The sequence below is a fragment of the Lacrimispora sphenoides genome, from assembly GCF_900105215.1.
In the GTDB taxonomy this organism is placed as follows: Bacteria; Bacillota; Clostridia; order Lachnospirales; family Lachnospiraceae; genus Lacrimispora; species Lacrimispora sphenoides_A.
This window is the reverse complement of the sequence record NZ_FOIP01000002.1, coordinates 989,629-1,003,097: the sequence shown is the minus strand read 5'-3', so window position 1 is coordinate 1,003,097 and position 13,469 is coordinate 989,629. Positions and strand designations below refer to the sequence as shown.

The following is a 13,469-nucleotide window of genomic DNA, read 5'->3' as shown; positions in this document are numbered from 1 at the left end:
TTCTCACTCTTCAATCTCTAAATACTTTTTCAGCTTCCCCATATGTTCTTCCGCCAGACGCCGCCCATCCCCGTACAGGGCCTCCAGCTTTCGCTTATCTTTTTCAGTTCTCTGAACTGTAACATGCTTATCCGGACGGATGACATAGATTCTTCCCTCTTCTTCCAGCCGGTCAATCTCCTCCTGCATCCGGTTATACCGGTCCGGGACCTCATTTAAAACCTTCATAAGCTCAGGCAGAGGGGCGAAATAGCGTTCATACCCTTTTTTCGTCCATTTGTCAAGCTGAGGTTTCCGATATCCGTGCTCCCTGGTGAGAATCACAACGATCTTATCATATCCCAGATCAATGGCTCTCTGATATGCAATGGACATGGAACAGCCTCCATCCAGATACTTTTTTCCTTTTATCGGGATCATACTGGATAAAATAGGAAGACTGCTGGAAGCCTTTACAGCGCTGATAAAATCATCGCAGGAACTCTTTTCAAAATATTCCGGCTTACCTGTCTTACAGCGGGTGGCAACCACCTCAAAGGTCTGCTGGGACTTCTCAAAAGTATCATTATCAAAGGGAACCAGTGTATCGCACAATTCCCCAAACAGGAAATCAAAATTAAAAATGGAGCGGTTTTTTACCATATTCCGAAAGCTTAAAAACCGTTTATCATTGACGTAATCCAAATCCACTTTAATGGTACGGCCGATCTGTTTGCTTACATAGCTCATGCCGCACATAGAACCGGCTGATACTCCGTTCACATAGGACATTTCAATTCCCTGTTCCATGAATACATCCAAAACCCCGGCCGTAAATACGCCCCTTAGGGAACCCCCTTCTAAAACCAATGCTCCTTCTGTCATCTTATATCACCTCGCCTTCTATTCTATTGCATTTCGACCGTTCGGTCAATCTTTTTTCCAAACCATGGTATTTTTGAAAGCTCATTGCCTTAATCCGCACGCCCACTTTGTGGTATATTTGCCCCTAATTCAGCTGGTACAGTGAACTGCAACACCTTCAATTGGAGCAAATCCCCCACAAAGTATGCGCACATCTTGCAATAATCAGTTTCCAGATACGCCCTAGGAAAACTGGCTCTGGTAGAGTTTATAGTAGGCGCCTTTTAGTTCCATGAGTTCCTCATGGCTTCCGGCCTCCATGATATTTCCCTGGTCAATAACAAATATACGGTCAGCCTTGCGGATCGTAGAAAGGCGGTGTGCAATGACAAAGGAAGTCCTGCCCCGCAGAAGTGCATCGATTCCCTGCTGTACCAAAAGCTCGGTATGGGTGTCAATGCTGGAAGTAGCCTCATCAAGGATCAAAATCCCAGGCATTGAAACCATGGTTCTTGCAAACGCCAGAAGCTGCCTCTGTCCGATGGAAAGGCCTGCCCCTCTCTCGCTGATTACCGTATCATATCCGTTTTCCAGCTTCATGATAAATTCATGGGCATTGACTGCTTTAGCTGCCTCTGTCACCTCGGTATCAGACGCATCCAGACGTCCGTATTTGATATTGTCCCGTATGGTTCCGGAGAACAGGAAATTATCCTGGGTCATGATTCCCATCTGACTCCTTAAGCTATTTAAAGTCACTTCTTTTATTTCGTGTCCGTCAACAAATATCTTTCCGCCGGTTGTTTCGTAAAAACGGCTGATCAGATTTACAATGGTGGTCTTTCCTGCGCCTGTTGGTCCTACTAACGCAATGGTTTCTCCAGGCTTAACGGAAAAATTAACGTCATCAAGAATCAGCCGGTCCGGCTCATCTCCATAAGCAAAGGATACGTGCTCAAAGACCACCTCACCCTTAATTTCCGGTAAGATCTCTGCTCCCTCCTGATCAGTAATTTCCGCTTCCGTATCAATGATATCAAAAATACGTTCTGCTGCGGAAATATTGGTGGTCAGTTTATTATAAAAGTTAGCCAGATTCCGAATCGGGCTCCAGAACATAGCGATATAGGTTGAAAACGCAAGAAATGTACCGATTCCGATATTCTCCACTCCAACAATCCGGATTCCTATAAAATACAGCAGGAAACCACCCAGTCCCCAGGTTACTTCTACAAGCGGGCCGAAGCCATCCGCTACAATAACCGCATCCATGAAGGATTTATAATGCTGGTTAACCAGGTCATGAAATACCTCTTTTGTCTCTGGTTCTGCCGCAAAGCTCTGTATGATCCGGATCCCGGATAAATCTTCATGTACATAAGCATTTAAATTTGATGTTTTTTTACGGTAGATCTGCCACCTTCTATGAACCGTGGTCTCAATCAGAAACATGCCCACAGCCAATATAGGAAGCGTCAGCAGTGCCGCCATCGCCAAGCGGTAATTCTTTATCAGCATGATGACCGCCACACAGACGACCGTAATCAGATCCGGTATCAGCTGAGTCACACTGTCTGATAACACATCCTTTAAAGCATTCACATCTCCAATAATTCTTGCAAGTATCTTTCCCGTTGGCCGGCTGTCAAAAAAGCCAAAACCAAGAGTCTGAATATGCTTATAAAGCTCTTCCCTGATATTCAAAAGCACACGGTTTGATACGTCCGCCATAAGGCGCATACGCATCTTGGTGCCTGCAAGGAATAAAAGGAATAGCACGATTGCACCAGATCCCAGCCATAAAAGGCCTGTCATATCCTTTTTAGCCACACAGGAATTGATGGCATATTCCATCATAAGGGGTGCTGACATACTGATGGCTATGGTTCCAGCCATGATAAAAAGAACGATGACGATCTCCTTTTTAAAATCCAGGAGATATCGGTACAGGCGAAGCAGGGTATCCTTTTTAAAAACTTCCTTGTGATCTTCATCTATTCTGCTTGAATTGACTGCCATTTCATCTCCTCCTCTCCATACTGTACCTGATAGGTTTTATAATACTGTCCACGCATTTCCATAAGCTCCACATGGGTTCCCCGTTCCACGATCCGTCCTTCATCTAAGATCAGGATCTCATCGGCACGGCGCACTGCAGAAATGCGGTGGGCGATAATGATTTTCGAACTGTCCTTTAATTCTGTAAGATGGGCCTCGATCTCTTTCTCTGTCTCCATATCAAGAGCTGAGGTGGAATCATCAAGGATTAACAGAGGCGTTTCTTTTGCAATGGCTCTGGCTATGCTGATCCTCTGCTTCTGTCCCCCGGAAAGCCCGACTCCCCGCTCCCCGATTACCGTATCATACTGCTCGGAAAGCTTCTGAACGAAGCCGTGGGCTCCTGCAGAAATGGAAGCTTGCTGCACGCTTTCCCATTCCGTCGCATCCTTATTTCCAGTCTTAATGTTTTCCGTAATACTGTCTGAAAAGAGGAATACATCCTGCATGACCACCGATACCTGACCCCTTAGAAATGCTAAGGGCAGATTCTTTACATTGATCCCGTCTAAAAGGATTTCTCCCTTTGTTACGTCATAGAAGCGCTCGATCAAATTGACAATGGAACTTTTACCGGAACCGGTGACCCCCATGATGCCAAGGGTTTTTCCCTTTGTTAAGGTAAAATCAATGTCACTCAAAATACTCTTTCCATCCAGTTCAAAGTCTACATGCTGAAAGACCAGTTCTCCCTGGATCGACTCCGGCAGGACCGGATTCTCTGGATTGCGGATGACCGGCTGCTCCTCCATGATCTTTTTGATCTTTTTGTTGGAAGCCACCGCTGCTGCAATATCATTACTGAGCCAGCCCACCATTTCCATCGGCCAGATAATGTTATTGGCATACTCGGAAAATGCCCCCAGATCTCCAATGGTCATCTTATCGTTAATGACCAAAATACCGCCTACAACAATAACTGCCATTAAAAGAACCTTAGACAAAAAGGAGATGTTAGGCTGGTAGCGGACGATCAGTTTGGCCTGCTTCATGTTTAAATCGTAATACCGCTTATTGTGTTTCCTGAATTTCTCGATCTCGTAACCTTCTCTGGCAAAGGCTTTAACGGTACGGACCCCGGCCAGATTCTCCTGTGCAACCGTATTTAATTCGGCGGTCTGCTCACTGATCTTATCGTAAACCTCTCCCAAACCGTTTTCCATTTTAACCGCATACCAGGCGATCAGAGGGAGAATTACCAGCGGAATCAGAGTAAGGCTGGGACTTAGACGGTACATACAGACAATAACAATAACCGTGTGAATGGAACATTCTAACACCAGCATTCCCACAAATCCGAAAGCGTTCCAGATTCGTTCCGCATCATCCTTGATTCTGGCCATCAATTCTCCTGTATTATGGCTGTCAAAATACCCCATGGACAGGGTCTGGATGTGGTCAAATAAATCCTTCCTTAAATTGCAGCCGATCCCGGATGCGGCATAGTCAAATATAAATTCCTTTGTGTACTGAAGTACCGCTCTTCCAAGTCCAATTCCCACAAGCCCCAAAAGCAGCCTCATAAGAATCTGCATCTCTCCTCCCACAATAACATCGTCAATAATATGCTTTGTGATCTGGGGAGCCGTTGCATCCAAAAGGATGCTGACGACCATAGCCACAATCGCCAAAGCATACAGAAAACTGTACTTCTTTCCATACTTCCATAGATTTTTCATACTTTTCCTCCTTTATTTACTGCAAGCATGAATGGGTTTTCAGCCCTTATATGTAAAAAAACCGAAAAAAACTGCATAGTGCGGTCTTTTTCGGTAAATTGCAAAAAAATAGCCGCAGTCAATTCAGACTGCGGTTAAAACTCATTGAAGCAGCTCCTGATTAGAGCCGTCACTCATCCCTTGACGTCGATCATCATGAGATTCTATCTTCACTGAGGCAGACTGAATTAATATAAAATAATTTTTCTATTCTATTCATTCCATTTGCACAATAGTTGCGTTTCATAGTATCTGCCTCCTTTTCTTAGAATTATTGGTATTAATTGTACAATTACTAGAATACTGCCAATTTTTTATTTTGTCAAGCAATATATCACTTTTCTTTATCTATTACATTTTTCGATTCGGTCAATCTTATTTCCATGCAAAAAAGCGGCTTTGGAACTATGTCGTCCAAAGCCGCTTTCTGCCTACTTTTTAATTATTTAACCGGATAAAAACCTGACGGAGATTCACTTAAATTAATCATGATATTCTTTGTCTGGGTGTAGTGTTCCAGAATGACCTTATGTGTCTCACGGCCGATTCCCGAAGTCTTGTATCCTCCGAAAGGAGCTCCCTCAGGAATGGAATTATAGGTATTAACCCACATACGTCCGGTCTCCACCGCTCTGGCAACCCTTATTGCCCTATTGATGTCCCTGGTCCATACTGCTCCGCCCAGTCCGTACTGGCTTTCATTGGCCATGGCCACAACCTCATCCTCTGTCTTAAACTTAATAATACATGCCACAGGTCCGAAGATCTCTTCCTGCGCTACCCTCATGTCGTTTGTCACATTGCCAAGGAGTGTAGGCCTTAAAAAGGCTCCGTTTTCCAGTCCGTCTTCCAGAATCTGCTCTCCGCCACAAAGTACGGCAGCACCTTCCGATTTTCCTATCTCTATGTAGCTTAAAATCTCCTTCATATGCCCTTTGCTGATCTGGCTTCCCATCTGGGTATTTTCATCCCACGGAAGGCCGACCTTTACTTGGTTAAACCGTTTAACCGCTTCTTCCACAAACTTGTCGTAAATGCTTTCCTGCACAAAGACCCTGGAACCCGCACAGCACACCTGGCCCTGGTTAAAGAGAATACCCAGCTGTAAACCATCCATGGCCATCTCCCAATTACAGTCCTCAAAGAAAATATTAGCTGATTTGCCTCCCAGCTCCAAAGTAGCCGGAATCAGCTTTTCCGCTGCTGCAAGGGCCACGTTCTTTCCTACTTCCGTTGAGCCGGTAAATGCCAGCTTCCGGAAACCTTCATGTTCCAAAATATACTGCCCTGACTTGGAACCTGCTCCGGTAATAACATTAAACACCCCTGCCGGGATCACATCCTGGATCAGCCTTGCCAGTTCCAGAACGCTGAGCGAAGTGGTGCTGGAGGTCTTAAAGACTGAACAGCAGCCGCTTGCCAGTACCGGTGCCAGCTTCCAGGCTGCCATCAGGAAGGGAAAATTCCAGGGAACGATTTGCCCAACCACGCCGATAGGCTCTTTGAGGATCAGACTTAGGGTATTTTCTCCCAGCATATTGGCACTGCCCTCTTCCGCAAGAATGCAGCCTGCAAAATAGCGGAAATGCTGAGCTGCAAGAGGAATATCGACCGCCATTGTTTCCCTTATGGGTTTCCCGTTGTCCAGGGTTTCCACCATGGCAAGATGTTCCCTATTTTCATCTATGATATCCGCAATCTTATTCAGAATGGCAGCTCTCTGGTTTACCGGTACATGCTTCCAGGTGTCAAAAGCCTTCCATGCTTCCCGGACCGCCTCATCAACGTCTTCCTTTGTTGCCTCGGCACACTCAGTCAGCACCCTACCATCGGCCGGACAGATACTTGGAAATGTTTTTCCATCGGAAGCATCCTTCCATTGTCCGCCTATGAATAACTGATATTTTTTTTGAAGCTCTACGTTCTGCATAATTTTATCTCCTCTCTTTTATTGTCTTTGGTTCAGATATCTTAATTTATGTATCCATTATACCCCTGCAATTTAATCTGTCAATTTAAATATATTTTTAACATTATTGATATTTAATTATCCTTTAATGTTTATTTTTTAACATTATGAATTATTTCCCCATATTAAATAAATTCTTTTAGAAACCTATCTCTTAAACAGGATTAAATTTATCAATGCTTAAAATTTCTTCTATCCCAATTCGAGTTGATTTTATTAATAGTTTGATATTTTTTTCACATTTCACTTCTTTTTCAGCATAAGATTTTTTAGGGTATTTTCATTAAATAAAAAACCGCAGTTCTTCCTGACTGCGGTCAAAAACTTATTGAAGCAGCTCCTGATTAGAGCCGTCACTTATCCCTTGATACCGCTTCTTCGTCCGGATAAATTCCTTCCACTTGCAGCAGTCATTTAGATGAAGCATAACATGGCGGGTAGGCGGCATCAGTAAAATCCCTGCCACGTCCTTTTTACCCCAAAAATCCAGAAGCCAAACAGAATCTTCCTGTTTTGTCACTCCGCCTTCTGAAAGGATTTTATCAAGACCTGATGACGGAACTTTCGTTCTCATATCGGCTGATGATAAATTTTTAACTATATTCCTGGTTCTGATTCCGACCTCGTTCCTGTAATGAAGCAGCTCTGTAACATTGATTTTTCGGCTTAGGTCCATGATCTCGTCGTCTGACAGGGAATTGCCGGTGTCAGTGATTGGAGAGTTCATTCTTTGTTTCCACCCGTCATCAAAGAGCTGGTTCCCGCCTCCCGCCAGGATTCCCATGGTCAGATCTTCGATCCTGGCAATATGCCATAAAACCCATGCTATGGTTTCATCCTTACCGGTTGGCATGATGGCGTACTCATCTGCTTTTAGATCTCCAAGAAGTCTGTCCACTTCATTTTCTTCCCCTTCCGACACTTCTGAAAGGTGAAGTTCCCTATGCAGGTCTAAAAAGAGAGATTTTGCCCGCTCGATTTCATCTTCCTTACGGATTATTTTATTTAAAGCCTTATGCACATCGCTTAAACCTTCTCCAAAGTATTTCATATGTGTTCCACCTGTTTTCCCCTCTTTGCTTACCGGGGAATCCTATAGAAAGTTCACTCTCCCAGCAATTCACTTTGTTTCTTCTTCGTCAGCCCGGTTAATACCAGACGGTATGATTTTTCAAGTAAATCCTTCAGCAAATCATCAGGAACGTTTCCATCTGCTTTTATGGAATTCCAGTGAACCTTATTCATATAATAGCCGGGGATGATATCCTCATACTGCTGCCTTAAGAACTGCCCTTCTACCGGTTCCAGCTTTAATGTGATCAAAGAGTCCCTGCCTTGGTCATCCTTGCACACCGCCGCAAACATCTTGTCACCAAGAAGATACCTGGTCCAATTCCATTCCTCCTTGAAATCACTGGATACACCTTTCATTGATTTCAAGTATTCATCAATCCACTGATACCTCATATATTTCCTCCGAATCATTTATATTACTTTTTATTGGGCCTTCTTTTTATCTTTAACAACTGCACCATATCATCAAAAAGCGATTGATCCTTTATCATAAACATGATCCATTTTCCATCGTGGTAGGTCGTTGATTCATCGTATACTTTCTGGACCTCCGGGGAATAGTTCTGCCTTTCCCGTTCAAAGGTTTCCCGTTCCGCTTGTCCCAGAATTACCATGAATCCAAAGCAGTTTTCTTTGGCATACAATGCACAAAGGGTTTTCCCGCCTCTGCGGTATTTGTACTCGTACTTCCACCTTTTGCCGCCGCTGTTCCACTGGCGTTCCATATCATACTTCTCTTCGATTCTTTCACAAAGGCCTTTCCATGCTTCAAATAAAGTCTCCCCTATCAGGGAAGTCATTTCTTCTTGTGATGGTATCTTTTCCAGCATAATATCCCCCTCACTTAATAAGTTTTACGTGCATAGGTTACCGGTGCATCCTTTCGCTTTGACGTTTTCTTCACGGTCAGCCCGCTGTCTTGAAAACGTTTGCATACAACCTTCATATTTTGGCATTATACCATCCCAAATATGACAACAGTATGTCACTGTTGAGGAACAACCGCAAAGAAAATCAGGTCAGCCCCGCTGTCATTGATCATGCTGTGAGCAAAGCCTTTGGGACAATAGTGACACAGTCCAGCCTGTATGGCTTCTTCTCCGCCGTCAAACAGCATTTTCCCTGTTCCCTGTAGAAAATATATGATTTCACTGCTTGTATCGTGGGTATGCATTCCTATGGTTGCGCCCGGCTCCAGCTTTCCATAGAGAATCTTATTGCTCTTATCTACAAGCATTTTTGCCTTAAATTCTTTTTCTCCGCCGTTAAAACGGGGGAGTATGGTTTCCTCTATCTCGTCAAAATTAATAATCATGATCATCCAGCCCTTCTTAATCTTATTTATCCAGTATCTGCGGCTTTTCTACCCGGCCATTAAGAAAACAGAGAAGAATCCTATCCATCAATGCCGGCATGATCTCAGGATACGTCAGGGAATCAGGCATCTCATCCAATAGCCGTATCTTTTCTATCTCAAACCCCGTCGGCATTTCTCCAAGTTCTTTGACTTCACTATAAAACAGCATTCCAAAAGATTCTTTTGAACTCTCCTCGTTCTCATCAAGATTCCGAACCGAATATCCACTGACCGGCTTCAGGATATATTCTGTTGCTCCCGTCTCCTCATAAAGTTCCCGGTTGGCAGTCGTTACGATATCTTCCCCCTTTTCCCGGTGTCCTCCAGGAATTTCAAGGGTGTCCCGGTCCTTGTGCTTACAGAATATCCATTTGTTCTGATACCGTGAAGCAATGACTGCATACTCCAGTAAATGATCTTCAACAGAATCATAAAATGTTACTTCTATCATCAGATCCCCTCCTATCTGATATCAACTTACCATGTATGAAAAAGAAAAACAATCTATTTTTTTAATAATTTAGGACTATAAAAACAAAAAAGCAGCAGACAATCATGGATTCGAAATAAAACCATCTTAGTCCGCCGCTTACTGCAATCAATCTTTTTTCATATATCTTATGACCTGTTTATTCTGTCATACCAGTTAATGCATTTATTTGATCTTCCCGGGTGTATATCCTGCTTTTCTTACCATCTCTTTCAGCTCATCCTCTGACATCTGATCTTTCATATGTATGACTGCCAGTTTCTTCTTCAAATCCACGGAAGCATATAATCCTTCCCGGCTATTAAACTCATTCTCTACTCTCTTTTTGCAATTGCCGCAGGTCATTCCTTCTACCTCCAGGGTTCGCGTATAGGGATAATGGGAAATATTTTTATCAGCAGCTTTTATTTTCTTCACTTCGCTGCCGCCGCTTCCGCAGCAGCCATATTTCGTCCTATTTATGGTGCTTCTTAATCCAAAGTAGCAAATTACAATTAAGATCGCACAAATAATTGCAGTAGACATCCTGTAACCTCCTCTGTCCTTTTTCTTCATTTTATACACGAATGCATCAATGAGATATGCCTTCCTATCCGGTTGATGCCCGGTAAATCGGGGTATGCTGCTCATGAACTCAAGTTTATAAGATTATTTCTTTCAGCAACCCATTCTTTCCAGTCATTCCAGCCATTCCAGCCATTCCAGCCATTCCAGCCAATCCAGCCATTCCAGCCATTCCAGCCAATCCAGCCAATCCAGCCAATCCAGCCAATCCAGCCAATCCAATTCTATTATAATACAATATCATGAAAAAAGGACACGATTACCTGATTATTTTTATCAACAATCTAAATTTTCCTCCCACAAAAAATAAAAGCGGCAGACCGTAAGTGCTATTTCAAACCCCTGCCGTCTGCCGCCTTCATTTATGATCTTCTTTCAATAATAAACTCTGTTACAAGCTCTTCTTCCCCGCTTATGCAGTACTCCCGGTGAACCGGCGCTCCCCAGCTGTCATCGCCGCCGATGCCTCTCATGGCGCCTAAAATGTTCACTACCGTATATCTTGGTGACGGAAGCTCCTCTCTGTGGGTAGCCGCTTCCAGTTCCTCCGCCGTATAGGGAAGTACGGAAGCATCAAACGCCTGGCCTGCTGCGCAAAAACTGATGGAATGACCCTCCATGTCCGATACCTTAAGCCAACGGACTCCGGTTCTGTTGCCACACTCCTGAGGCACCAGATAACGGGAAAGGTTGTTATCCGGAGTATCCTCATAGATTCCCAGCCTCGCACCTTCATTCCTGTCGCAGTAATTTTCCTCAGGTCCTCTTCCATACCAGGTGAATTTCTTAGCTGCTTCCGGTGTGATGAGCCTCATTCCAAAGGCTGGAAGCTCTGGCAATCCCTTTTGCCCCCGGAATACGGCCCTTACATGAATCGTTCCCCTTCCATCTACTTCGTAGGTAACCTCTGTTGATGCCTTAGGAACAGTAGAAAGGCCATAGGTATAGGTCACCTTTATGCTTCCTTCCTTCTCTTCCACCGCACAATTCTCATAATAAGGGAACCTGCCTGCTCCATACCACACAGAACTTGCCACGGAAAACTTATTTCCTTTATCATTATCCGTAGTCGCCCTCCAGTACACCGGCATCATCGGTCTTCCGATCCATTCTTTTCCGTCGTAAACCAGGGAAACGATACCGCCTTCCTGCTTGGAGAACAGGATCCGGAATCCATCTCCCATAACGCCGACGTTGACGTCGCCATGAATTACTTTCAAAGGCTGTCCGCTGCATTTCTCCTGCTGCCCTTCTTCTATGACTGAAACCGTCTCACCAAAGGCTGTTTCATAGCCGGAATCTGCCCATAAGGTATCACTTTTAAGTAGAGCCGAAACCTGGCAGACATATTCTCCAGGCTCTGTGAAATCAGGTACCGTGACGGCTTCATACCTTGTATCCAAAGGCTTAACCGATGCATCAAAGCTCTTCTGATAAACCGGTTCCCCGTCCTTTAAAACCGAATATACAAACTCAAGGTCAGAGGTATCTGTAAATAATCTTCTGTTTTCTATGGATACGCCTTTGGAGTCAGGAATCAGGCGGATATCCTGATACAAGTATTTTACCTCCTGAGCCTTTGGAGAGATGGTCCTGTCTGCATAAGCGATCCCGTTTCCGCAGAAGCTGTAATCCGTGGGCCTGTCGCCAAAATCCCCGCCATAGGTCATATACTCCTTGCCGTAAGCGTCTTTTTTCATCAGAGACTGGTCAATATAATCCCAGATAAAGCCGCCCTGATACATCTCATACCTGTCTTCCAGATCCGTGTACTTTTTCATCCCGCCAAGGGAATTGCCCATGGCATGCATGTATTCACAAAGAATAAAGGGCTTCTTTGGATCTGTATTTAAGTATTCCTCTACCTCAAATGGTTTGGCATACATCCGGCTTTCCATATCGCTGGTACGGTCAAATTCCCGGTTCCAGAACACGCCCTCATAGTGAACCAGCCTGGAAGGATCCCGTTCTTTGAAAAACTCTGACATAGCAAGAATGTCTTCTCCTGCATAGGATTCATTTCCGCAGGACCATATCAGCACACTTGGATGGTTTTTGTCCCGTTCCAGCACTGACTTTGCCCGGTCCACCACGCAGTCCTTCCACTCAGGCAGGCTTCCGGGTACATTCCAGGATGGTTCACAGGCTCCCATCTTCTGCCAGGAACCATGGCTTTCCAAATTCGCCTCATCAATGAGGTAAATCCCATATTCATCACAAAGCTCATACCACAGGCTCTGATCCGGATAATGACAGGTCCTGACCGCATTGATGTTGTGGCGCTTCATAAACCGGATATCCCACATCATATCCTCTTTTGTAATGGAGCGGCCTCTTCTTACATTGAACTCATGACGGTTGATTCCCCTGAATACGATTCTCTTTCCGTTTAAGCACATCAGCCGGTCTTTCATTTCAAAACGGCGGAATCCCACCTTCTGAGGAACGATCTCCTTCACATTTCCCTGCTCATCGTACAAGATGATGGTGAGTTCATACCGGTATGGATCCTCACCGCTCCATAGATGGACATTGGATATGCAGGCGGTAAATTCCACTACTTTCTTTGCCGGAATAGGTTCCCAGGAGGCAACTGTTTCTCCAGCTTTATCCTTTAATACAGCACGGATACTTCCCTTTATTTCTCCTGTAAGGGTCAGTTCTCCACGGAACAGGCCATCCCGGTAGTCATCGGATACGTCCCCATGAATGAATAAATCCTCCACATGGCATTCCGGAACCGCATATAAATACACATCCCGGAAAATCCCGGAGAACCGGAAGAAATCCTGATCCTCGATCCAGCTGGCGCTGCTTCTTTTATAAACCTCTACAGCAAGGCGGTTGGATCCTGGCCGTACCGCATCCGTAATCTCAAACTCAGAGGGTGTAAAGGAATCCTCTGAATATCCGATAAAGGTTCCATTCAGCCAGACATAAAAGGCTGTTTCCACTCCCTGAAAGGACAGGAACAGTCGTTTCCCTTCTAGCGGCTCCTCCAGTTCAAACTCCCTTAAGTAGCTTCCCACCGGATTATTCTGCCAGTCAACATGGGGAGGCCTGATGTCAGCCAGACCATCCCATGGGTACATGGTATTGATATACTGGCATCCGCCATATCCCTGAAGCTCCATATGTCCCGGAACCTCAATGGTGCCAAAGCTGTCCAGATTAAAATCACTTTCGTAGAAAAGCTCATTCCGCTCCCCGGGATTCTCTGCATAGGAAAATCTCCATGTCCCATTTAAGGATTGGCGCTGTCCCATAATCCCCCTTAGAGCTTCTGCTTCCGTTTCATAATAGCAGTGATCGGAATGGGCAGCCAGACGGTTTACCGCGAAAACCCGCGGATCCTCCAGCCATTCCAGTTTTGCGGTCTTCTGATCCATTGAAAGA

General features: G+C 44.7%; 12 protein-coding genes. 1 reads left to right on the top strand and 11 read right to left on the bottom strand.

Features of this window, described 5'->3' with window-relative positions; all coding sequences use genetic code 11:
• Positions 1–3: 3 nt before the first annotated feature.
• Positions 4–864: a patatin-like phospholipase family protein gene (locus BMW45_RS21400; RefSeq protein ID WP_092248746.1), complete on the bottom strand. Its 861-nt coding sequence runs from the start codon at positions 862–864 to the stop codon at positions 4–6.
• Positions 865–978: 114 nt separating this feature from the next.
• Here BMW45_RS21400 and BMW45_RS29225 point away from each other — a divergent pair, with 114 nt between their 5' ends.
• Positions 979–1,068: a hypothetical protein gene (locus BMW45_RS29225; RefSeq protein ID WP_465220286.1), complete on the top strand. Its 90-nt coding sequence runs from the start codon at positions 979–981 to the stop codon at positions 1,066–1,068.
• A gap of 18 nt (positions 1,069–1,086) precedes the next feature.
• On the opposite strand, the gene BMW45_RS21395 is transcribed toward BMW45_RS29225, so the two are convergent.
• The 10 genes from BMW45_RS21395 to lacZ form a co-directional block, all read right to left on the bottom strand.
• Positions 1,087–2,862 (bottom strand): ABC transporter ATP-binding protein, encoded by a 1,776-nt coding sequence (locus BMW45_RS21395; RefSeq protein ID WP_092248743.1) that lies wholly within the window; start codon positions 2,860–2,862, stop codon positions 1,087–1,089.
• Positions 2,838–4,580, bottom strand: a complete 1,743-nt coding sequence (locus tag BMW45_RS21390; RefSeq protein ID WP_092248740.1) for an ABC transporter ATP-binding protein — start codon at positions 4,578–4,580, stop codon at positions 2,838–2,840. The genes BMW45_RS21395 and BMW45_RS21390 overlap by 25 nt, the downstream gene beginning before the upstream one ends.
• A 481-nt stretch (positions 4,581–5,061) precedes the next feature.
• On the bottom strand, positions 5,062–6,549 hold the full coding sequence (locus tag BMW45_RS21385) for an aldehyde dehydrogenase family protein (protein WP_092248737.1): 1,488 nt from the start codon (positions 6,547–6,549) through the stop codon (positions 5,062–5,064).
• A 364-nt stretch (positions 6,550–6,913) separates the two neighbouring features.
• The gene (locus BMW45_RS21380; protein WP_092248734.1) at positions 6,914–7,639 is read right to left on the bottom strand and encodes a DinB family protein; all 726 of its coding nucleotides are present in this window, start codon (positions 7,637–7,639) and stop codon (positions 6,914–6,916) included.
• Positions 7,640–7,692: 53 nt separating this feature from the next.
• Entirely contained in the window at positions 7,693–8,055 is a 363-nt protein-coding gene (locus tag BMW45_RS21375) for an MmcQ/YjbR family DNA-binding protein (protein WP_092248732.1), read from the bottom strand.
• Positions 8,056–8,078: 23 nt separating this feature from the next.
• On the bottom strand, positions 8,079–8,492 hold the full coding sequence (locus BMW45_RS21370; RefSeq protein WP_092248729.1) for a DUF3788 domain-containing protein: 414 nt from the start codon (positions 8,490–8,492) through the stop codon (positions 8,079–8,081).
• A gap of 155 nt (positions 8,493–8,647) precedes the next feature.
• Positions 8,648–8,983 carry a cupin domain-containing protein gene (locus BMW45_RS21365; protein WP_330390847.1) on the bottom strand — a complete coding sequence of 112 codons (336 nt, stop codon included), beginning with the start codon at positions 8,981–8,983 and terminating at the stop codon, positions 8,648–8,650.
• A 16-nt stretch (positions 8,984–8,999) separates the two neighbouring features.
• Positions 9,000–9,470 carry an NUDIX hydrolase gene (locus BMW45_RS21360; protein ID WP_092248726.1) on the bottom strand — a complete coding sequence of 157 codons (471 nt, stop codon included), beginning with the start codon at positions 9,468–9,470 and terminating at the stop codon, positions 9,000–9,002.
• A 204-nt stretch (positions 9,471–9,674) separates the two neighbouring features.
• On the bottom strand, positions 9,675–10,034 hold the full coding sequence (locus BMW45_RS21355; RefSeq protein ID WP_092248723.1) for a heavy-metal-associated domain-containing protein: 360 nt from the start codon (positions 10,032–10,034) through the stop codon (positions 9,675–9,677).
• A 401-nt stretch (positions 10,035–10,435) separates the two neighbouring features.
• Positions 10,436–13,462 carry a beta-galactosidase, LacZ type gene (lacZ, locus tag BMW45_RS21345; protein WP_092248716.1) on the bottom strand — a complete coding sequence of 1,009 codons (3,027 nt, stop codon included), beginning with the start codon at positions 13,460–13,462 and terminating at the stop codon, positions 10,436–10,438.
• Positions 13,463–13,469 lie beyond the last annotated feature (7 nt).